This is a genomic window from Actinomycetes bacterium (assembly GCA_036000965.1).
Classification (GTDB): domain Bacteria; phylum Actinomycetota; class CALGFH01; order CALGFH01; family CALGFH01; genus DASYUT01.
Genome location: DASYUT010000097.1, coordinates 1 through 20,363 on the forward strand (window position 1 = coordinate 1; position 20,363 = coordinate 20,363).

At 70.3% G+C, this 20,363-nt stretch carries 18 protein-coding genes; 12 read left to right on the top strand and 6 right to left on the bottom strand.

Going from position 1 to position 20,363, the window contains the following annotated elements; translation table 11 throughout:
• Nucleotides 1–25: 25 nt before the first annotated feature.
• Complete coding sequence (locus VG276_07450) at nt 26–1,720, top strand: IS1634 family transposase (GenBank protein HEV8649228.1); 1,695 nt, start codon at nt 26–28, stop codon at nt 1,718–1,720.
• Nucleotides 1,721–2,052: 332 nt separating this feature from the next.
• Here the strand turns inward: VG276_07450 and VG276_07455 are convergent, their stop codons facing one another.
• Both VG276_07455 and VG276_07460 read right to left on the bottom strand, forming a co-directional pair.
• A complete protein-coding gene (locus VG276_07455) occupies nt 2,053–4,140 on the bottom strand; it encodes an alpha/beta-hydrolase family protein (protein HEV8649229.1) in 2,088 nt (695 codons plus the stop codon).
• On the bottom strand, nt 4,137–6,347 hold the full coding sequence (locus VG276_07460; GenBank protein ID HEV8649230.1) for a phosphatase PAP2 family protein: 2,211 nt from the start codon (nt 6,345–6,347) through the stop codon (nt 4,137–4,139). The genes VG276_07455 and VG276_07460 overlap by 4 nt, the downstream gene beginning before the upstream one ends.
• Nucleotides 6,348–6,733: 386 nt before the next feature.
• On the opposite strand from VG276_07460, the gene VG276_07465 reads away from it, so the two are divergent.
• Nucleotides 6,734–7,636, top strand: coding sequence for a hypothetical protein (locus tag VG276_07465; GenBank protein ID HEV8649231.1), 903 nt, complete (start codon nt 6,734–6,736; stop codon nt 7,634–7,636).
• 429 nt (nt 7,637–8,065) lie between these two features.
• On the opposite strand, the gene VG276_07470 is transcribed toward VG276_07465, so the two are convergent.
• The gene (locus VG276_07470; protein ID HEV8649232.1) at nt 8,066–8,632 is read right to left on the bottom strand and encodes a hypothetical protein; all 567 of its coding nucleotides are present in this window, start codon (nt 8,630–8,632) and stop codon (nt 8,066–8,068) included.
• A 133-nt stretch (nt 8,633–8,765) separates the two neighbouring features.
• Nucleotides 8,766–9,218, bottom strand: a complete 453-nt coding sequence (locus tag VG276_07475; GenBank protein HEV8649233.1) for a DUF4383 domain-containing protein — start codon at nt 9,216–9,218, stop codon at nt 8,766–8,768.
• A 587-nt stretch (nt 9,219–9,805) separates the two neighbouring features.
• Between VG276_07475 and VG276_07480 the strand changes: the two genes are divergently transcribed.
• The 4 genes from VG276_07480 (at nt 9,806) to VG276_07495 (ending at nt 12,501) form a co-directional block, all read left to right on the top strand.
• A complete protein-coding gene (locus VG276_07480) occupies nt 9,806–10,027 on the top strand; it encodes a SpoIIE family protein phosphatase (protein ID HEV8649234.1) in 222 nt (73 codons plus the stop codon).
• 434 nt (nt 10,028–10,461) lie between these two features.
• Nucleotides 10,462–11,259 (top strand): hypothetical protein, encoded by a 798-nt coding sequence (locus VG276_07485; protein HEV8649235.1) that lies wholly within the window; start codon nt 10,462–10,464, stop codon nt 11,257–11,259.
• A gap of 92 nt (nt 11,260–11,351) precedes the next feature.
• Nucleotides 11,352–11,546 carry a hypothetical protein gene (locus VG276_07490; GenBank protein ID HEV8649236.1) on the top strand — a complete coding sequence of 65 codons (195 nt, stop codon included), beginning with the start codon at nt 11,352–11,354 and terminating at the stop codon, nt 11,544–11,546.
• Between the two features lie 121 nt (nt 11,547–11,667).
• Nucleotides 11,668–12,501, top strand: a complete 834-nt coding sequence (locus tag VG276_07495; GenBank protein ID HEV8649237.1) for a PRC and DUF2382 domain-containing protein — start codon at nt 11,668–11,670, stop codon at nt 12,499–12,501.
• Between the two features lie 588 nt (nt 12,502–13,089).
• Here VG276_07495 and VG276_07500 read toward each other — a convergent pair.
• Nucleotides 13,090–14,157: an acyl-CoA desaturase gene (locus VG276_07500; GenBank protein ID HEV8649238.1), complete on the bottom strand. Its 1,068-nt coding sequence runs from the start codon at nt 14,155–14,157 to the stop codon at nt 13,090–13,092.
• 343 nt (nt 14,158–14,500) lie between these two features.
• Between VG276_07500 and VG276_07505 the strand changes: the two genes are divergently transcribed.
• The 4 genes from VG276_07505 to VG276_07520 all read left to right on the top strand — a co-directional run bounded on the left by VG276_07505 (nt 14,501) and on the right by VG276_07520 (nt 18,907).
• Nucleotides 14,501–14,905 carry a CopG family transcriptional regulator gene (locus VG276_07505; protein ID HEV8649239.1) on the top strand — a complete coding sequence of 135 codons (405 nt, stop codon included), beginning with the start codon at nt 14,501–14,503 and terminating at the stop codon, nt 14,903–14,905.
• 47 nt (nt 14,906–14,952) lie between these two features.
• On the top strand, nt 14,953–16,170 hold the full coding sequence (locus tag VG276_07510; protein HEV8649240.1) for a PHB depolymerase family esterase: 1,218 nt from the start codon (nt 14,953–14,955) through the stop codon (nt 16,168–16,170).
• A gap of 244 nt (nt 16,171–16,414) precedes the next feature.
• Nucleotides 16,415–17,212, top strand: coding sequence for a sigma-70 family RNA polymerase sigma factor (locus tag VG276_07515; GenBank protein ID HEV8649241.1), 798 nt, complete (start codon nt 16,415–16,417; stop codon nt 17,210–17,212).
• 930 nt (nt 17,213–18,142) lie between these two features.
• Complete coding sequence (locus VG276_07520) at nt 18,143–18,907, top strand: GAF and ANTAR domain-containing protein (protein HEV8649242.1); 765 nt, start codon at nt 18,143–18,145, stop codon at nt 18,905–18,907.
• Between the two features lie 221 nt (nt 18,908–19,128).
• On the opposite strand, the gene VG276_07525 is transcribed toward VG276_07520, so the two are convergent.
• A complete protein-coding gene (locus VG276_07525) occupies nt 19,129–19,410 on the bottom strand; it encodes a hypothetical protein (protein ID HEV8649243.1) in 282 nt (93 codons plus the stop codon).
• Nucleotides 19,411–19,666: 256 nt separating this feature from the next.
• On the opposite strand from VG276_07525, the gene VG276_07530 reads away from it, so the two are divergent.
• Together VG276_07530 and VG276_07535 are read left to right on the top strand one after the other, a co-directional pair.
• The gene (locus VG276_07530) at nt 19,667–19,789 is read left to right on the top strand and encodes a hypothetical protein (protein HEV8649244.1); all 123 of its coding nucleotides are present in this window, start codon (nt 19,667–19,669) and stop codon (nt 19,787–19,789) included.
• Nucleotides 19,750–20,337 (top strand): MFS transporter, encoded by a 588-nt coding sequence (locus tag VG276_07535; protein ID HEV8649245.1) that lies wholly within the window; start codon nt 19,750–19,752, stop codon nt 20,335–20,337. The genes VG276_07530 and VG276_07535 overlap by 40 nt, the downstream gene beginning before the upstream one ends.
• Nucleotides 20,338–20,363: the final 26 nt, after the last annotated feature.

The window sequence follows — 20,363 nt, forward strand, 5'->3', positions numbered from 1 at the left end:
GGGTGTATGACCTAATATAGCCGGCATGGCTTCGATCGTCGGCAAGCGGATCGGCGGGCAGACCTACTACTACCTGCGAGAGGTCGCCCGGGTAGGCGGCAAGCCCAAGATCGTCGCGCAACACTACCTGGGCAAGGCAGAAGACATCCAAGCTGCGGTGTCGGGGGCGACCGTCGTGCCGGACCGAACCCGCCACCTCGCCTTCGGGGACCTGGCCGCCGCCTGGGAGGTGATCCGCCGACTCGGCGTGGTCGACAGCATCGACGAGCTGGTGGGATCCCGCCGGTCCGACGCGGCCGCGTCGGTGGGGACCTACATCGCCCTGGCCACCGTCAACCGGGTGGTCGCGCCCTGCTCGAAGCTGGCGTTTGCCGACTGGTGGCAGACGACCGCTGGCGACCGGTGGGTGCGGCTGGGCCCCGGCGCGTTGGACCACCGCCGCTTCTGGGACGCGATGGACGCGCTGTCGGCGGCGGTGGTGCGCCAGGCGGAGCGGGCGATCACCGCCCGGATGGTCGCCGGGTACGGGGTGGATGTGTCCGGGCTGGTGTTGGACATGACCAACTTCGCGACCTGGGTGGACTCCGGCAACGCCCGCAACACCATCGCGCGGCGGGGCAAGTCCAAGCAGCACCGGGCTGACCTGCGCCTGGTCGGGCTCGGGCTGATCGTGTCCACTGACGGCGGGGTGCCGCTGGTGTCGCACCCCTACCCCGGCAACCGTCCCGACGTGACCCAGTTCGGCGCCCTGGTGGATGAGCTGCTGGGCCGCTGGGAGGCGCTGGCAGCCGACGACGGCGCGGATCTGACCATCGTCTACGACGCCGGGCAGGACTCCACCGCCAACCAGGCCCTGATCGCCCGAAGCCCGCTGCATTTTGTCGGCTCGCTGCCGCCGTCAGACCACCCCAGCCTGCTGGCGGTGCCCACCAGCCGCTACCGCAAGGTCGACCCCGACGCGTTCCCGGGCCTGCGCGCCTACGACACCCACGTCAGCGCGCTGGGGGGCACCTGGCGGGCGGTGTGCACCCACTCCGCCGAGCTGCACGCCAAGCAGGCCCGCGGCCTCGAGCAGACCCTCGCCAAGGCCTACCGTCGCCTGGACGAGCTCAAGGCACGCCTTGAACGGGGCAAGACCCGCCGGCAACGGCCCGCCGTCCAGGCTGAGATCGCCCGCATCGTGGCCGACCGCTGGGTCGCACGGGTGCTGCACACCACCCTTCACGGCGACACCCCGGCCAGCCTGCGCCTGGACTGGCAGTCGGACGCCCACGCCCGCCAGGCGCTGGAGGCCGAGCTGTTCGGCAAGCGGATCCTGTTCACCGACCGGGCCGACTGGACGGTCGCCCAGGTGGTGGCTGCCTACCGCTCCCAAGAGGAGGTCGAGGCCGACTTCCGCCAGATGAAGGACCCCAAGGTCGTCTCGTTCCAGCCCATGTACCACTGGACCGACCAGAAGGTGGTCGTCCACGCCTTCTACTGCACCTTGGCGTTGGCCGTGGCCCGTCTCCTGCGCCGCGAGGCGGCCAGGGCCGGCCTGGCGATGAGCGTGCGGGAGCTGCTCGGCCACCTGGGCGGCATCCAAGAGACCGTCTTGCTCTACCAAGGCCAGCGGGGCCGCCCCCGAGCCCGGCGCATGCTCACCGAGCTCACCCCCATCCAAGCCCGCCTGTACGACCTGTTCGGACTGCACACCTACGCCCCACCCAGTCAACCTTAGGTCATACACCAACCACCCTCATTCAGCGCTTCCCACCTGCGGAAACGCCACCACCCCACGGGATAGCCAGGAAACTCCCGCTAGGAAGGGCACGCAGGATCGTCAACAGCTGCGTTTTCGCCTCGACGGACCCTCGTTTCGGACGTTGACCCGGCTCGCGGCGGTGCTAGGAGCGTGGTGTCTTTTGGGAAATCTCACTATTGGTGACAATCCATATGCTGCCTGAGCTGCTAGTTTCACTCAAAGCGTTCGTCCTTCCAGCTGCTGAGGCCCATTGGGCACCACGCTCCCAGAGATGGAGTTGAACCTTGGCCAGGAAACTCGGGCTCGGGCTAGGCGTGAGCCGGTGGCTCCGGGGTTCGACCAGCAGGCGCGTCAGGCATTGATGGTTTGCCTGAGGGGTGGGCCCCTGGTCTCCTGAGCCAGCGGGCCCTCGGGGTCCGTCGACTGCGGAGCGGTACGCCGCCGCGGACGTTGTCGCCGCCGGATCGGTGCGTGGGCGCCGGAGGAGCGGCATGCGCGCGCTCGGCCTTGATGCGCTCGGCCCGCTGCACCTCGAGAGATCGTAGGACCTCCTCGATGCGCGCCAGCTGCGCGTCGGTGACGTTGGGCAAGCGGTAGGCGTCGTGCACGAACCGCGCCATGTCGGCGCGGTAGTCGTGCCCGAACGAGGCGAACTCACCCGGCACCGACAACATCGCGTTCATCGCATCCATCCCTGTCTGGACGAAGGTGACCAGCGGCAGCCAGCCCATCGCCTCTGGTACCCCGCGGCCCCGCTGCCTGTCGGCCAGCCAGGGCGGCCGCTGCACCAGCAGGTCAGGGCCCAGCACGGCGATCGGGTCGTTATCGTGGGAGAGAATGACCGCCCGCAGCTGCGCGCGCTGGTCGTCGTCGAGCGCCGCCAGCTGCTCGTGGCGGTCGAAGACCCCGACGGTCCCCTGCGGGACAAGCGTGCTGCTGCCCCGGGTCATGCCGCTCCGGGACCATTTCGCCAGCCACGGCAGCCCCACCCACAGGGCACAGTCGATCCCGTAGTGATCGAACCCCTTGATTCCCTGGAACATGATGACGTCCGAGCTCGTCCAGGCACCCATGCTCTCGCCGAAGACCAGCACCCTTGGGCGCCGCTCGGGTGGCAGGCCGGCCAGCCGCTGGGTCACCCCCCACAGCAGCAACCGGAACTGGCCGCGGCCAAGCGCCACCTTCTGCACCGACAGGAACGACGGATACCTGGCGTACTGGATACAGCAGGTCGCGATGTCACCCCGGGTGAGGAACTCGGCGGCCTCGATCAGCGTGTGGTCGACCCAACCCGTGCCGGTCGGTGAAACCAGCAGCAGGACCGACCGGTCGAACGCGCCGGTGCGGTCCAGCTCGGCCAGGGCCAGCTCCGCCCGGCCGGTCTGGTACAGCGGTTCGCTGTTGAACCCGACATAGGTACGGATCGGGTGGGCGACCGCCGGCTCGCCCATGACCTGCTCGATCAGCTCCGGGGTGACGACGTCGGTGACAAAGCGGCGTCCCTGCTGGCCAAGATCGGTGAACGGCAGCAGGCTGTCGGCGCTGCCCGACACCAGGGGGCTGGCGGGCGGGGCCGCGTAGGCCGGCTCCAGTTTCTGGTTGGCCCGCCCGACGTAGACGACGCCGGCGCTGTAGGCCGCGGTCGCCGCACCGGCCCACACGCCGGCATTGACCAGCCGCGCGAGCACCCGCTTGGAGGGCCCCGGCCCGAAGTAGGACTCGAGCGCACCGCGGGACCACGTGAAGCCCCGGGCCAGCCCCATCCCGGCCGTCGTGACTCCATACGAGGTCGCCAGCGCGCCTGGCAGCGTGGTCGTCTGCGGCAGCGGCCAGCGGTCCACGGCAGCCTCTGGCGCGGCCAGCCGCCGACCTGCCCGGTACAGCAGTCCGGTGGTGCGCATGGCGCTGACGGCGATCAGCCCGACAGCGCGCTGGCTCGGGTAGCGCTGCTGCACCCAGCGACCAAGATCGTGGACGGCCCCACCGGCGGCGCCGTCCCGGAGCAGCTGACCGGTGGACCTTAGCGACGCCACCCACAGCCGCTGGCAATATCGCTCCGGAACCGCCGCCAGCGCCGCGCCGGAACCGCCGATCACCGCCCGCGCCGCAAGCTGCGCGGAAAGCGGGGCATCGGCCGGCACCGCCGTCCTCGTCAGCTTCTCGACCACGCCGGTCGTTGCCCGCGCCCCGAGCACGTTGAGCCCCATCACCACGCCCTGCAGCCTCGCGGTGCGTGGCATCAACGACGGACCCAAGGCATCCAGGGCCGCCACGGTCTCCCGCGACGCTGCCGGAGACGCCGCCACCGGGTTCAGCCACCTTGCCAGCCGCTGCACCCGGATCATGCGCTTGCGCCGTGCGAGCCTGCCCGGGTCGGTGGTGGCTGCCGCGGTCATCGTGCACCCGCTGGGTCGAGGTGGAGTTGCCCGTTGGAACGCTGCTCCAGCGCCTGCTGGAGCGTCTGACGGGGAGTGAAGCCGAGGATGAGCGGCGCCTCGGCGGTGAGCTCGGCCCGGCTTCCTGCCGGTGCCGTTGAGTGGGTGGTTATGCAGCCGCCGGCAAACACCTCGAATCGGGTGGCCGAGAACTGCGGCGCCAGACGCTCGATCAGCATGAAGCGCCGCGCCCCCGGCTGGTCGGACGGGACCTGGGTCGCACCCCGGATGTCGCAGCCCGCGCTCAGTCGCACGACCATCGCGCCGGCGCCGGCCCGGTCGTGGTCGAGGGTGAGCACCGAGCGGCCGTCGTTGACCGTCACCGTCCTCAGCGTCCAGCCGGTCGGCAGGGAACGCAGGCATGGCACCAGCGACGCCGACGGCACCGACTGGGCCTCCAGCCACAGCGGCTCCAGATCGGTGCAGCCGAGGTTGCCGATGTACAGCGGCGTCTTGCCGGCCTCGTTGTTGACGACGTTTCCAGCGATGGTTGTCCCGACGAACGCCAGCAGCGCCGCCACGAGCGCGAGGAGCCCGACCCGGCGGGCGCTCCACCGCTGGATCCGGATCGGGTGCGGCGGGGTCGGCAGCAGCTTGATGAACTCGGCGTGCAGGTCACGGCCCTTCTCCCGCAGCATTCGGCGCAGCTGGGACGGCAGCGCCAGTCCCCGGGCGGCCGCGAACCCCTCGCTGATCTCCTCGATGCTGAACTGCCGCAGCGCCCGCCGGTAGACCTGTTCGGCGCTGGAACCAAGCGCCAGGCACAGCATCATGTTGGCCAGGTCGACCGCCTGGCGCCAGGGGGTGGGGCGGGCCTCGACGAACGCGACGTCGATCAGCAGCAGCCGGCCGTCGCGCACCAGCAGGTTGGCCGGCTTGACGTCGCGGTGGGCCAGCCCCGCGTCCCACAGCCGGCGGATTATGCCCAGGCCGTCGTCGATGACCCCGTCGTCGACCTCGACCTCGACCTCGGCCTCGCCGAGCTCGACCGCGTCCTCGAAGAACTCGGTGACCAGCAGGTACTCCCGCTCAGGAGTCAGCTCCACGAACCCGTGCGGGGCCGGGCTGGGCAGCCCGGCGTCGCGGCACACCCGCAGCGCGTAGTCCTCCTGCTGCACCAGCCGCCGGACGGTGTTGAACGGCTTTTCGTCCTCCAGCCGGCCGTACAGCAGCTCCCGGCCGAGCTTGTACCAGCGGTCGGCGCGCAGATGGCTCTTGGCGTAGAGCTTGCCGAACAGGTAGGTGGGCGGGTCACCTTTGAGGGTGATCCGCAGCGGGGTGGAGCCGGCCGAGCCCGCCAGCCCGAACGGCTTGAGCTCCTCGACCACCAGGCCGAGCTGGTCCTCCAGGCCCCGCCGGATCGCCGCGCCCCGCGCCCCGCCGACGTCCAGGTGCGCGGCGCGGCCCCGCCGGTAGGCGACCGGGAACACCTCGTTGGGGGCGAACAGCCGGAAGGCAACCAGCGGGAGGGTCACCCCGATCGCCGCCGCGACCAGCACGTCGGTCGGGGCGTCGGCGCCCAGCGCGACGCGGCCGAGCCCGGTCAACGCCACCAGCCCGGTCGCCAGCCACTTGCCGGTGTTGCGCCAGCGGCCCTCCGGCACCAGCGTGTACAAGATCACGACCAGCGCAGCCGCGAAGAAGGTGACCTGCACCGACGGCAGCGCCCAGCCGCCCCAGCCGGCCCGGATGACCACCCCGAACGGTCGTGGACGCTGGGCGATCCGGCCCACCCAGGCCTCGGCGACCAAGGTCAGCAGCTGCGCGAGGATCACCAGGACGATCAGGTGCCGGAAGCGCCGCAGCACCAGCAGGGCCAGCAGCAGCCCCCACAACAGCCCGTTGAGGATCCACCAGGAGCTGAGGGCCGCCAGCGCCCGAAAGACTCCCACCAGTCCTGGGGCGTGCAGCCCGGCCAGCCACCTGACCACCGCATCGTCGGCGATGGTCACGTCGACGGCGAGGCCGCGCAGCCCGCGGGCGAAGACCACGATCGTCAGCGCGACCAGCGCGACCGCGGCGGTCAGCCATCTCACCCCGCTGGTCTGCAGGTGATACGGCAGCGGCGGTGCCTCCCCCGTGGGCCGCCGGCGGCGCGCCCTCCGGACCGTTCCGGGCGGGATCCGCTGGGCAACCGCCCGTGCCGACTGGTCTGCGGGCACGTCCATGACCCCTCCCAACCCAAGGCGACCAGCCGCGCGACAGCGTCGCACCTGCATGGCGCACCGTGGGCACGCACCGACGCCGCTGTCATTGCAACCGCCCACCTGCCAGCGGGCCGCCAACTCCCCATCGGCCCAAACGATCCGCCATCACGACAGTGCGATGCGCCGATCACGGTCCAGGTTAGACGCCCTCCCGCGAAACCAGAAGCGGCATCCATCCGCACGCGACCAGGAGTCCCGATGAGACGACAGCCACGACCACCGCCAACGCGACCGCCGAGCACCAGGATGCCAAGCAACCTGCTCGCGGTCGTGCACAGGCCCTGGCCAGACTTGGGCCGCGGCTCAGGCAGGGTTTGTCAGGCCACAGCGATGATGCCCGCGCTATCGTGCCGGCATGTTGCGGCCATCCCAAGGCCCCGAGGGGGCACGACGCCTGGGGGACCAGCCGCCGCTCCAGGCTGTTCCCCGGCCGGTGGCTGGTCCACGCCGACCTGCACAACCATACCTGGCTGTCGGACGGGGCAGGGGACCCCGGGCGCGCCTTCGCCTGCATGCGAGCGGCCGGGCTGGACGTGGCCGCCATCACCGACCACAGCCGCTGGGCCTCGGCTTTCCTCGGATTTGTCGGTGCGCCCGGCTGGACCGGCATCGACGGCCGGGCCTGGCTGCGGACCGCGTCCCTGGCCGACGCGGCCAACGACGACGGGGAGTTCGTCGCCCTGCGCGGGTTTGCGTGGTCGCACTTCCTGCTCGGCCACATGAACGTGTGGGGCAGCCGGCGCTTCACCGACCCGCTGCGCACCTTCCCCACGATGGAGCGCTTCTGGCGCTGGCTGGAGAGGCACGGGAACGGCGGCCTGATCACGTTCAACCACCCGGGGACCGGGCGGCTGCGCTTCGGCCGCTTCGGCTACCGGCCGGCTCTGGCTGAGCGGCTGGTGGGCCTGGAGATCTTCAACAAGACCGACGAGTACCTGCTCAAGGACACCGACCGAGGTGGAGAGTCCCCCCTCAACCAGTGCCTGAACGCCGGCTGGCGGGTCGGGCTGCTGGGCGTCACCGATGAGCACGGTGCCGACTGGGGCCACCCGGACGGCAAGGGCCGAGCCGGGCTGTACGTGCGCGAGCTGTCCCGCCGGGGGTGTTCGAGGCGCTGGCGGCCCGGCGGTTCTTCGCCAGTGCCCATCATTGCCTCGGGCTCCCTCACACCCTGCTCTGCACCGCTGTTCACCTGCATGTCTCCCTACCACGGTACCTCGGCATCCCATCACACAACTCCCCCGCCCTGATGCTGAACGCTTTGGTAGCCGGGGCCGGCGCGATGCTCAGCCTCGCCGGCCCCGTTGACTTGCCTGGTAGGCGGCGTCGCGTAAACAGGTTCAGGCAGCCGGACGGGCGGATTCCCGGTCCCGTGGTCCACGGGTTGAACCGCAGCACCTCGGTCTGCTCGGCGGCTGGCCGACGGTCAGGGTGGCCAGCGGCTGTGAGGGCCCAGAGGTGCCGGCGGCCGGCCCTGCCGCAGCGGCGGCCCACAACCGCAGCTCCCTCACCATCGGCCTCCTCGTCGCCTGCTCCTCGACAGGTTCGCTCCCTGCCCGGGCCGCGGGCGCTGGCCCGGACACCGGGTCGGCCCAGCCCCGTCCCGGCGGATCGCCGTGCCTGGGACGCCGACGGGTACCCCGCGACCAGGCGCAGCGCCGCGCCCGGTGGGAAGCCGGCTAGCGACCTCGACCTGGCAGCAGCCGCCGGAACAGGCCCTGGGTGACCTGGGTGGGGCGCTGCTGCTCGCCCATGCGGGCGTTGACGACCAGCACCGCACCAGTCAGGAGCGGGATCACCCACTGCAGCGCGGTGAGCTGCCGCTGGACGCGGGCCACATCGTCGGGGGTGGTAGGACTTGGGGAGGTGCCGCCCTCGACCGGGACGTCGCCGGCCCGCTCGAGCTTCTTGCCCAACAGGCGGGCGTAGGCGGTGGTGCCGAGCGCGGCGACGGTCAGCGCGGTCTTGACCGTGCTCGCTGTGGCGACGCCCTGCTGGCCGGCAAGCCGGCCCTTGTTGGCCCCCGTCAGCACCGCCCCGCCGGCCAGGTGCGCGGCGATGCCCGCCAGGTTGAGTGGAGTCCAGCGGGCCCAGCCGGTATTGGCGACCCGCAGGCGCTGGGTGGGGTCCTCGACCACCGCGGCGGCGCCGTTGACCCCGGCCGCGCCCATCAACGAGCCGCCGAACCAGGCCGCCAAGCCGACGTCGTGCAGCGTACGGGCAAGGGCGTTGTCAGTGGATGCCATGCTCATCGTTCCTCTCTATTCTTGGTTGTGCATGAACCGAGCAACAGCGATGACGCCAGTGGGGGCACGCAGCGGCGGCGCGTGCGTGGGCGCTCCCTGGCTGCGCGGGCTGCCCGCCCCACCTCGCTCGAGGTCAGGCGCCGCGGTCGGCGACACCACCCCGGCCCGGGGCGGTCCGGCGCGCCGGCAGCAGGGCGATGGCCAGACCAGCAACTGCGCTGACCAGGTGAAGGCCGTTGTCGGCGCCGTTGATGGACAGGAAGTTGATGTCGGAGTTGCCGGCCGCGAACAGCCCGTACAGGAATGTCGCGCCGTAGCCGACCGCCAGCAGCCACCCGTAGGTGCGGGCGGTGTCCAGCCGCCGCCACATGGCCAGCCCGGCCAGCCCGATCGCCAGGTGGACCAGGTTGTGCAGCGGGTTGACCTCGAAGCCGAGCAGGGTCTTGTCGGTCTCGGCGGCGAAGTTGTCAAAGCCGGTCACCAGAAAGCCCAGGATGCCGACAAGGGTGTAGACGGCACCGATGACCAGCGTCAGCAGCTGGCTCGGGTGTCGTGTGGCCTTGTCGGCCGCAGGTCGCCGTGCCATGAAAGGACCCTCCCGGATATGGGTTCGGAAAGGACGGGGACTGGGTCCTTCCACATCGGCCCAGCCTGCTGCCGGGCCGATGCTGAGTAGCCAGCCACTGCGACCGCAAACCACCCAGCCGAACACATCTCAGCGCTGCTGGCCGACCAGCGACCCAGGGAGTGTGACCGATGAGCGACCCGGGCCTGGACGCGCTTGGTAACCTGCTCGAAACCTCTCATGACCTCGCACCTGACGAGATCGTTGGTGCGGTCGCCCGGGCCGCGCAGGCCTTGGACGCCCCATGATGTGGCCATCTACCTGGTCGACTACGAACAGGCCCTGCTCGTTCCGCTTCCCGACGGCACCGACCGGGCGCCGCTGGAGGTCGACGCCACCCTGGCCGGCCGCGCCTTTGCGCGATCGCCGTGCAAGAGGCTGCCGTCGGGCGGGCCGGCGGCTGTGGCTGCCGCTGCTGGACGGCGCGGAACGCCTCGGCGTGCTCGGCCTCACCATCCCGAGGGCCGACGACGCGCTGCGGGTGCAGTGCACATGGCTGGCCACGTTGATCTCTGAGTTGCTGATCACCAAGGGTCCCGGATGACCGGGTGCTGTTCTACACCGACGGGGTCGTCGAGGGCCGCAACCTCGCCGGTGATCCGTTCGGAGAGGACCGCCTGGCCGACCTGCTGGTGCGCGAGACCCTGGCCGGCCAGCCTGCAGCCGAGACGATGCGCCGACTCGCCCACGCCATCCTGGCCCACCAAGGCGCAAAGCCACGTGACGACGCCACCATGGTCTCCCTCGAATGGCCAGGACCGCCACCCTGATCCCTCTCGAGCCAGCGGTAGCGATGCGGAACACCTGTTAACGGGTGGCGCGGCCGGCCCGGCGCCCCGGTAGCGTTGTGGCTGACCGGCTGGGTACCATGCGCTCCCGCTATCGGTCATCCCGGCTGCCTCACCTTCGCGTCCGGGACAGCCGCTGGCCGCTGAGCACCTCGTGGAAGAGGTTTGCGTACCGGGTAGCGGGTTAGACCACCCGCGACAACAGCTAGCCCTCCATGGGCAGCTCTTCATCCTCGCGAGGCCCCCAGACCCCGGGCACCGTCACCGCTGCGGCACCAGCCGCGGTCGAGCGACAGCCGCCGGGTTGGCGTGCCGCCTCCATCTACCAACAAGAACCCGTTGCCAGCGCGCCGCCAGGGGTTTGACATGCCGGTGTGCGCTGCCTGTCTGCCACCCTGAGCCGAAGGAGCTCGCCCATGCCCCTTGCCGTCGACTTCCAAGCCGGCATCTCCGACGCGTGGTCCAACGTGATCACCTTCATCCCCAAGCTCGCCGCCGCCCTGCTGGTGCTGCTCGTCGGCTACCTGGTCGCCCGGGTCGTCGCCGGCGTGCTGAACAAGGTCCTGGAGCGGGTCGGCTTCGACCGCGCCGTCGAACGCGGCGGCATCAAGCAGGCCCTGGCCAGAAGCAAGTACGACCCGTCCGACATCATCGCCAAGGTCGTGTTCTGGCTCATCTTCCTGGTCACCCTGCAGCTGGCCTTCGGAGTATTCGGCCCCAACCCCGTCAGCGACCTGCTGAAGGGCCTGATCGCCTACCTGCCCAACGTGCTGGTCGCCATCTTGATCGTCGTGATCGCCGCGGCGATCGCAAGGGCGGTCACCGACCTGCTCACAAGCCTGCTCAGCAGCGTCTCGGGCGGGCAGCTCATGGCCAAGGGGGCCGGCATCGCCATCCTGGTGTTCGCCGCCTTCGCGGCCCTGGACCAGCTCAAGATCGCCCCGCGGATCGTGACCGGCCTGTGGTACGCGATCCTGGCCATCGTGGTCGGCTCGGCCGTGGTCGCCATCGGCGGCGGCGGGATCAAGACCATGCAGCGCTACTGGGAGCAGGCCACCACCAGGGCCGAGCAGCGCGGGCCCGAGCTGAAGCAGCAGGCCCAGCAGTCCGCGCGAGCGTCGGCCTTCGACGACGACGGGACGGCCTACACCGCAACCGCCACCGAGGAATTCGCGGCCGAGCGGCCAGAGCGGCGGCTACGCCGCGACCGCTAGCCCCGACCAGGCTGCGGGACGCCTCGGCAGGACATCGGGGCCGAGGCGTCCCGCACCACAACCCAGTCATCACCCATCCCAAAGGAGCCCGCATGCAGCTCGACAAGAACATGATCCTGGACCTGCTCCGCCAGCGCGGCGACCATCAGAGCGCCGACCAGGCTGACCAGGAGCTCCCTGACCAGGTCGACACCGACCAGCACGCCGGGATGCTCGACCGGTTCGGTCTGGACCCCAAGGAGCTGGCGTCTCGGTTCACCGGCGGCTCTGGCCTGCCCGGCATCTGAACCACCCGCCCGGGTAGCGGCTCCCTGGCACGACCGAGAGGGGAGGGCCGCGCACCGCTGGAACGCCACCCGCAACGCATCGATGAGCCACACGGAACCACGAAAGAGGGAAGGAAGCAGCATGTCAGCACCAAGCCTTGACACTGTCCGCGACTGGCACGGTCGCACCATGGTCGACCCCGCCGGCGACAAGATCGGCAAGATCAGCGACATCTACCTCGACGACGACACCGGCCAGCCCGAATGGGCCCTGGTCAACACCGGCCTGTTTGGCGCCAAGGCCACCTTCGTGCCCCTGGCCCAGGCGCAGGCCACCGGCGACAGCGTCCAGGTGCCCTACGAGAAGGCGCAGGTCAAAGACGCGCCTGGCATGCAGGCCGACGGGCAGCTCTCCCAGGACGACGAGGCCGAGCTGTACCGCCACTACGGCCTGGACTACACCGAGTCCCACTCCGACTCCGGCCTGCCCGCCGCCACCGCCGGGCACGACATCGACCCGCGCGACCGCGACGGCGACCGCGTCGATGACGACGCCCAGGACACCGCCGTCGGGCACGACACCAGCGGACCGACCACCGATGACGCGATGACCCGGTCGGAGGAGGAGCTGCGGGTCGGCACCGAGACCCGCGAGCGTGGCCGGGTGCGGCTGCGCAAGTACGTGACCACCGGGCAGGTCACCACCACCGTGCCGGTGCAGCGCGAGGAGGTCCGGCTGGAGCGTGAGCCGATCACCGACGCCAACATCGACGCGGCCACCTCCGGGCCGGACATCTCCGAGGAGGAGCACGAGGTGGTGCTCCGCGAGGAGGAGCCGGTGGTCGAGAAGCGGGCCGTGGCCAAGGAGCGCGTCCGCCTCGACAAGGGCACGGTCACCGAGGAGCGCCAGGTCGGCGACGAGGTCCGCAAGGAGCACATCGACGTCGACGACCAGCCACGACGCGACCCGCGCTAACGATCAAACGACGCCTCCGCGCCCACGCCAACCGGCGTGGGCGCGGAAACCGGGAAGGCCGCCCCCGTCCGGCGTCCTTCCCGCAGCGCGGAGACGGGCAAGGATGTACTCCATGGCAACCGGCAACAGCGTCGCCCGCTCTCGGCACGATCTCAGCCTGGCCGCCTGGTTCGCCGGCTCGCTGATGGGCGCGATCGGGCTCAACCGCACGGCGGCCGCCCTGGGTGCCACCGTCTGGTCTGGGCGCTCGGCGCCAAGCTCCGGTGGGCCAGCGACATGCCCGTCGACAGTGGCACAGCCCCGACCGCCGACACCCCACGAGGACGTGACCACAGCACAGCGGTGGTGCACGGTATTGCAGTGGGCGATCCCGACCCTGACCGGCGCGGCCCTCATCGTTAATGCCCGCATCCGGCACGCCCTGGCCGCCTACAGACGGGCGGGGTCTCCGAGCGCGTCGCGGCCACCCACCCACTCACCCATCGGTACTCCCACCTGCGTGGAAGGTCGAGGACACGCGGATCGTCAGGACTCGCCGGCCGGCTCGTCCGGCTGCAGGATCCAGGACGCGGTCGTGTGGCTGGCCTCTCAGTCGGCCACCGCTGGACGGAGCGGCGCACCGACCGCGTGGAGGTGACGGAGCGCCTGCGCGTAGGAGCTGAGCATCGTGCTCTCGTGGTAGGAGAGGCCGTGCTGCACGCAGAACCCGCGGATGAGGGCCTGGGAGCGCCGCAGGTTCGGTCTGGGCATGCTGGGGAACAGGTGGTGCTCGATCTGGTAGTTGAGCCCGCCGAGCGCGAAGTCCACCAGCCGGCTTCCGCGTACGTTGCGGGAGGTCAGCACCTGGCGCCTGAGGTAGTCCAGCTCGTCTCGTCCGGTGAGCATGGGCATGCCCTTGTGGTTGGGTGCGAAGGCGCATCCCAGGTACAGGCCGAACAGGCCCTGCTGGACGATGACGAAGACCGCCGCCCGCAGCGGTGTGAGCACGAGCAGCACGGCGGTGTAGTAGCTGGCGATGTGGGCGAACAGCAGGAGCGCCTCGAGCCGCCTGAACTTGACCGCGCCGCGTGTCACGACTTTGACGCTCGCGCCGTGCAGGTGCACCGCTTCGAGCATGAGCAGCGGGAAGAACAGCCAGGCCTGGTAGCGGGCCAGCACCCTGGTGAGCCCACGGCGGGCCCGCGCCTGGTCGGCGGTGAACGCAACCGCGCCGATGGTGACGTCGGGATCCCGGTCGACGTGGTTGGGATGGCTGTGGTGGCGGGTGTGCTTGCCGACCCACCAGCCGTAGCTCACGCCGATCAGCAGGTTGCCAAGGACCAGCCCGACGCGGTCGTTGGCCGGGCGCCGGCGGAAGATCTGCCGGTGCCCGGCGTCGTGGCCGAGGAACGCGGTCTGGGTGAAGGCGACCGCGAGCCAGACAGCGGTGGCGAGCTGCCACCACGAATTCCCCAGCAGGGAGAAGGCGGTCCACCCGGCGCCGAGCAGGACCGTGTTGAGACCAATCTTCATGGCGTACCAGGCGGGCCGCCGGTCCAGGAGTCCAGCCTGCCTGACCAGCCGGGACAGCTCGGCGTAGTCACTGCCGCGATCCGCACGCGAGGTCGCCGGCCGGCCGCTCGCGCTGCCGTCGGCGCCATCCCGAGACCCGACCATCGGCGCTCCGTCCAAGGGTGTCATGTGCGCTCCTGTCTGACTGCGTCGTGAGGCTGCACGCCCGACGGTCCCCCGAGATCGTCCGTCGTGCGCAGGGCGGCCGCGAACCCCGTCGGGGTCACTGCCGTCCAGTACCCGCCATCGCAGGTAGCCAGGATTGTCTCGGCGCAACCTGACTACCGTGCCTACCCACAATTGTGCACGCCGCAAGCGTGCACAATCCTCCTGCTGCTTTGCCAACGACTCAGCGGATCGGCTGCTCTGTTGCTCCGCAGCCACGGTCGAACGAAGCCCTTGACAAAGGTGACGGGTGGGAGTAACCATCCACTGGGATGGTAAGGGGATGGTTAGGGTGGGTGAAGGCGAGAAGACCGAGAAGATCACGATCAACCTGGGGCTCGTGGACCTAGGCCAGATCGACTTGCTGGTGCAGGAAGGCTTCTACGCCAACCGAACCGACTTCATCCGCACCGCGATCCGCGCCCAGCTCGCCACCCACGCCGAGGCCGTCAACCACACGGTGGCGCGCAAGACGCTGGTGCTTGGGGTGCAGCACTACGCGCGCCGCGACCTGGAGGCAGTCAGCGAGGCTGGCCAGCGGCTGCAGATCCGCGTGCTCGGTCTGGCCAGCATCGCCGAGGACGTCTCCCCGGAGCTGGCCTTGGCGACGATCGAATCGGTCGAGGTGCTCGGGGCCCTGCGGGCGAGTGCCGCGGTGAAGGCGGCGTTGGCGGGCCGGACCGTGTGAGCCTGATGGAAGGGAACTGTGAGATGCAGCAACAGATGCAGGCCGCCATGGCCGAAGCCACCCGCCTCACCCGCGCGGGGCAGCTCGCCGAGGCGACCGCACTCATCCAGCGGACGCTGGGCAACCAGCCGGCCTCCGGCATGTCCACCCCAGAGCCGCCTCGCGCTGCCGAACCGATCGGGGCGCAGCTGCGCGTCGCCGAGGCCCCGGCTGGGCCTGCGGTGCCGCCGGGGTCGGGCATGGGCCAGGAACCCGGAGCATCCAGCGTCGCTGCGTTGCTTCGCCGCGTCGCCAAGCGTCCCGTGCGCTCCCCGCACCGGCTGCGACCTGCTGGCGGTGCACGCCCACACCCACCAGACGCGACCGCCGCCGTGGCCCGAGCCGGAGGACGGTTCCTCGACGCGTCCTACACCAACGCCGCCGGGACCCGCGGCTACAAGCTCTACATCCCCAGCAGCTATGCCGGACAGACCGTGCCCCTGATCGTCATGCTGCACGGTGGGACGCAGACGGCCGTCGACTTTGCGGCGGGCACGGGCATCAACGGGCTCGCCGAACGGGACACGTTCCTGGTTGCCTACCCCGAGCAAGCCACCTCCGCCAATCGCCTGCGGTGTTGGAACTGGTTCCAGGCCGCCGACCAACACCGCGGCGCCGGCGAGCCATCCCTCATCGCAGGGATCACGCGCCAGGTCATGAGCGCCTATCGGGTCGACGCCGGCCGGGTCTATGTGGCCGGCTTCTCGGCCGGTGGGGCCATGGCCGCGGTCATGGCCGCGACCTACCCTGACCTGTATGCCGCGGCCGGTGTGCACTCCGGCCTCGCCTACGGCGCCGCCCATGACCTGCCCTCCGCGTTCGCCGCCATGAAGCAGGGGCCACCACCGGGTGCTCACCAGCCGGCCAGGAGCATCCCGCTGATCGTGTTCCATGGGGATGGCGACGCGATCGTCGCCCCCATCAACGCCGAGGACCTGCTTGCCCACTGGGGCCGGACCGGCACCGCCGAGCAGGCCGGCGTCCCTAAGCCCGCGCAGGCGGCCACCGTGACATCGGGGCAGGTGGCTGGTGGACATGCGTACACGCGCCGTGTCTACCCTGACGCCAGCGAGGGCGCGGTCGTGGAGCAGTGGATCATCCATCAGGCAGGCCATGCCTGGTCAGGGGGAAGCCCGCACGGCTCCTACACCGATCCGCAGGGACCTGATGCCTCCGCCGAGCTGGTGCGCTTCTTCAAAGAGCACCCCAAGAAGGCCAGACCGTGACCGCACGCGAATCCCCTCCCAAGCCGATCAAGGTCGGCTTCCGGCGACGTCGGACAGCACCCGCTGGTCCGGGTCAGCGGTGTCGGTCCGGGTTGGAAGCGCAGCTTCTCTGAACCTGGTCGAACGCTGAGCCGAGGCCGAGCAGGTTTGCGAACATCTGCACAGGGAAGACCACCCTTGCTGGCTGCTTGTGCCGCCTCGTCTGCCCAGCCCCCGTGGACGACCAGCCCCAACGAGGTGCCTGGTGTCCGCTACCATCCCCCAGCTTCCAAACGATGAGGTCGTCGACGTCCGGCCAGGCGACCAGACGGCGGCGACCGCGGTGGACGGGTGGCTGCAGGAGTACACCACCAGCCGCGATCCGAAGCTGCGAGAGCGGATCATCCTGGCCTACCTGAGCCTGGCCGACCGGCTGGCCAACCGCTACCGCAACAGCCGCGGGACCACCCCCGAGGACCTGCGCCAGACCGCCCGGGCCGGACTGATCGCCGCCATCGACCGCTACGACCCGGCCAAGAGCCCGGTGTTTGTCCCCTTCGCGGTCGCCTGCGTGGTCGGCGAACTCAAACGCCACCTGCGCGACACCAGCTGGCGGCTGCGCGTACCTCGCCCGGTCAAGGAACAAGCGTTGCGGCTGTTCAAGGCGGCCGACGAGCTGCACCAGACCCTGGGCCGCGCCCCAACCACCACCGAGCTGGCTGAGCACCTGGAGGTGAGCGAGGAGGAGATCCTGGAGGCGTTGGCGGTCGCGACCAGCCGCCGGGAGGTGTCCCTGGACCAGGCAGCCGGCGACGACCCCGACCTTCGTCTCGGCGACCTGGTGGCTGCCCCCGGGCCCAGGGAGGAACCAGAAGACCTGTTGGCTCTGACCGGCATGGTCGCCGCGCTGCCCAGCCTGGAACGCGAAGTCATCGTCATGCGGTTCTTCCACGACCTGGACCAATACGCCATCGCTGCCAAGGTCGGCTGCTCGCAGATGCACGTGTCGCGGCTGCAGCGCCGCGCCCTGACCTGCATGCGTGCCCAACTGGTGGAACCCTGACCATCCCGGCCCGGCCTCAGCCATGCCCAATCGGAGCATGCGCGCTCCTCCGAGGCGGCCACCTGCCCTGTCGGAAGGCTCCACAGGAGCCCCGGCAGGGACTATCGTCGCCCTGGTAACGGCCGCTGCACTGCATACCTTCGTGCCACCAGGGCGGATGCGATGAGCATGGACAAGCCCCTCCCAGACCGTGAACAGGCGGCCGAGCGGCAGGACCAGGCGGCCGAGGATCGGGCGGCCGCAGCCCAGGACCGGGCTGCGGCGGAGCCTGACCGGCGCAGGGCGGCTGCCGGATCGGGAGCAAGCGGCGGTCGACCGCGCTGAGCGACTACCCGACGAGGCGGAGACCCCGTGGGCATTGGGTCCCAGCAGGTTATGGCGCCATCCGATTCCCTCTCAGAAGGCGCTTGATCATCTCAGAAGGCGCTTGATCATCCAGACGATCCGACGGGACCTTTCTGGATCCGCCTGGATGGACGAGGCACCCAACGTGAGCAGGGCAGATCCAATTGGAAGGCTGCGGCTTGGCACGTGGCCGTCTTAGACGGTTCGTCACTGCGCTGGGTGCTGGGGTGGGGGCAGCCTCGGGCTGTCGGTGCAGGCAAGCGAGGTCTGGGCCGACCTGCCCGTGGCGGCGCGTCCGTCGCAGCGGTTGCAGCCCGAGGCTGCATGGTGGGGTAGCCACCGGGACCGGGCCCGAATCTGCCAGCCGGCGCCACCGGGTTGAGCGAGCCGGTGGCAGGCGTACAGTTATGCGCGTAGTCCCTGTTCGCATCGTGGCCCCTGGACGGTGGCAGCATCCCCGGACCTCCAGCTTGTCCGGCCCTTCCCAAGCGACGGGCTGTTGGCCCGCTCGGCATCCTAGGCATCCACTCCCTGGCCTGGTGACCAGTTCGCCAGTCCCCGGCACCAAGAAAGGCAGGCAGCGCCATGCCCATCGACCCGACCGACCTGGCCAACAGCATCGGCGCCCTGGGCAGCCTGGACCCAGAACGCGGCCTGGCCCCCACCCTGCAGCAGGTGACCGACGCGGCCAAGCAGCTGTTCCGAGCCGACGCGGCCGGCCTCATGCTGGTCGACCAACAGGGGCAGCTGCGCTGGGCCAGCGCATCTGACCAGAGCGCCCAGACCGTCGAGGACAGCCAGGAGCGGCTGGCCCAAGGCCCCTGTGCGGTGGCGTTCCGCCAACGGCTGCCGGCCGCCATCCGCAACATCGGCACCGAACCGGACTGGGGTGAGTTCACCCAGGTGCTGCTCAGCGAAGGGATCTGCGCGGCGTTGAGTGTGCCGGTGGAGCTGGACGGCGGGGTGATCGGCACCTTGGACGTCTACGCCGGCCAGGCGCGGGACTGGGATCCCAGCGAGGTCGCCGCCCTGCAGGCCTATGCCGGGCTGGTCGCCAGCCTGCTCAGCGCGGCGGTCACCGCCCAGGTCAAGGGTCGGCTGGCCGAGCAGCTGCAGGCCGCGTTGGAGCACCGCTGGCTGATCGAGCAGGCCAAGGGGGTGCTCATGGGCCGCGAGCGGCTGGACGCGCAGACCGCGTTCGAGCGGTTGCGGGGGGCGGCGCGGTCCTCGACCCGCCGGCTGGCCGATGTGGCCCGCGACGTGACCGCCGGCCAGCCCCTGCCAGCCAACCGGCGTGACCGGGCCAGGGCGCGGGCCGAGCAGGCCAAAGACCGCGAGACCGCCACCTAGCAGCGGGCCAGCCAGCTCACCAGCACGCAGCCCGGGTCGCCGCCGACCGTAAAGCGGCAAAGTCATGCGTCGTAATCGCACTGCTCTGCAGAGGCGAGCAGCCTGTCAGAGGCAGACTGTGTTACAGCCGCCATCTCACAGATGATCTCCGCCCCTGCTGTCGGAGGCTGACGGTCGACCCGGGGGTCACGTGCTCCCCGGGTCGACACGACGGAATGCGACTACAGGTAGGTGTTCAGGAACTCCTGTGCCGTCGGTGCATCGAGGCGGTAGGAGTACGACGGACCAGCGCAACGCATGCTGCTGGTCCAGGTGTTGATCGCGACAACGGTCTCGCCGTGGAGTTCGCCAGCTCCGACGATCGGCGCCGGGCTGATCCCTTCCTCCTGCTGCGGGGATTCGGTCAGCCAGACCAGCGCGATGTCCTCAGCAGGCGGCGCGAGGCCCAGGCGCTTGGAGTTGCCCCTCAGCGCCGGAGCGGTGAACCAGTCGGGGTGAACCACGATATGATCCACATAGTAGGAGGTCGAGTCCGCGCCACCGGGCGTCGCCGGATCGGGCGGCCACCGCGACGTTCCGACGCTGCGCTGCTGTGTCTGGCATCGCCCAGGTCCTGCTCGACTTCCCACCAGAGCGACACTGGATCCGCTACGCCCGCAAGCACCTGCGGCACCTGTTTCCCAACATCGCCGACCAGTCCGGGTACGGCAAGCGGCTACGAGCAGCAGGTCCACTGCTCGCCTCGGAAGCTGGCCGCAGATGGGCGTGCCCGCCGGCCTGTTCCTGTCGACGGTGGTCTTCCTGATCGTCCAGCAGGCCACCTCCGACGCGGCGTTCCTGTCGTGGGCTGGCGGATACCGTTCCTGCTCAGCGTGGTGCTGATCGCGATCGGCCTGTTCGTGCGCCGGAAGCTGTACGAGTCGCCAGCCTTCCAGCGGGTCAAGGAGACGCAGACCATCCCCTTGTACGGGGCACTTTCCGACCGGGTCGGCCGGCGGCCGCTGTACCTCGGCGGGGCGGTGTTCTCGCTGGTGTTCGCGTTCCCGTTCTTCTGGATGGTCAACACCAAGACGTCGACCCTCATCTGGCTGGCGATCGTCCTCGGGGTCAACATCGGCCACGACCTCATGTACGGGCCGCAGGCGGCGTTCTTCTCGGAGCTGTTCGGCACCAGGGTCCGCTACAGCGGCGCTTCGCTCGGCTACCAGCTCGCCTCGGTGTCTGCCGGCGGCTTCGCCCCGCTGGTCGCCGCCGCGCTGCTGAAGGCGTGGAGCTGGCCGGCCGTGGCCCTCTACATGGCGATGATGGCGTTGATCACGGTGGTCGCGACCTGGCTCGCCACCGAGACCTACCAGAGCGACATCCACGCCGACGACGTGCGCGAGCAGGAGCTGGTCGGCGCGGGCGCGACGCCCGGAGCTCGTGCCTGAGCAACCTGCCGAGGGCGTCGCTAGTC

Excerpts from the sequence above, each read along its gene's own strand:
- VG276_07490 (HEV8649236.1), top strand. The coding sequence starts at position 11,352 with ATGCAGCTCGACAAGAACATGATCCTGGACCTGCTCCGCCAGCGCGGC.
- VG276_07520 (HEV8649242.1), top strand. The coding sequence starts at position 18,143 with ATGCCCATCGACCCGACCGACCTGGCCAACAGCATCGGCGCCCTGGGC.
- VG276_07530 (HEV8649244.1), top strand. The coding sequence starts at position 19,667 with ATGGGCGTGCCCGCCGGCCTGTTCCTGTCGACGGTGGTCTTCCTGATC.
- VG276_07470 (HEV8649232.1), bottom strand. The coding sequence starts at position 8,632 with ATGGCATCCACTGACAACGCCCTTGCCCGTACGCTGCACGACGTCGGC.
- VG276_07500 (HEV8649238.1), bottom strand. The coding sequence starts at position 14,157 with ATGGTCGGGTCTCGGGATGGCGCCGACGGCAGCGCGAGCGGCCGGCCG.
- VG276_07455 (HEV8649229.1), bottom strand. The coding sequence starts at position 4,140 with ATGACCGCGGCAGCCACCACCGACCCGGGCAGGCTCGCACGGCGCAAG.
- VG276_07510 (HEV8649240.1), top strand. The coding sequence starts at position 14,953 with ATGGCCGAAGCCACCCGCCTCACCCGCGCGGGGCAGCTCGCCGAGGCG.
- VG276_07505 (HEV8649239.1), top strand. The coding sequence starts at position 14,501 with ATGGTTAGGGTGGGTGAAGGCGAGAAGACCGAGAAGATCACGATCAAC.
- VG276_07450 (HEV8649228.1), top strand. The coding sequence starts at position 26 with ATGGCTTCGATCGTCGGCAAGCGGATCGGCGGGCAGACCTACTACTAC.
- VG276_07485 (HEV8649235.1), top strand. The coding sequence starts at position 10,462 with ATGCCCCTTGCCGTCGACTTCCAAGCCGGCATCTCCGACGCGTGGTCC.
- VG276_07495 (HEV8649237.1), top strand. The coding sequence starts at position 11,668 with ATGTCAGCACCAAGCCTTGACACTGTCCGCGACTGGCACGGTCGCACC.
- VG276_07475 (HEV8649233.1), bottom strand. The coding sequence starts at position 9,218 with ATGGCACGGCGACCTGCGGCCGACAAGGCCACACGACACCCGAGCCAG.
- VG276_07460 (HEV8649230.1), bottom strand. The coding sequence starts at position 6,347 with ATGGACGTGCCCGCAGACCAGTCGGCACGGGCGGTTGCCCAGCGGATC.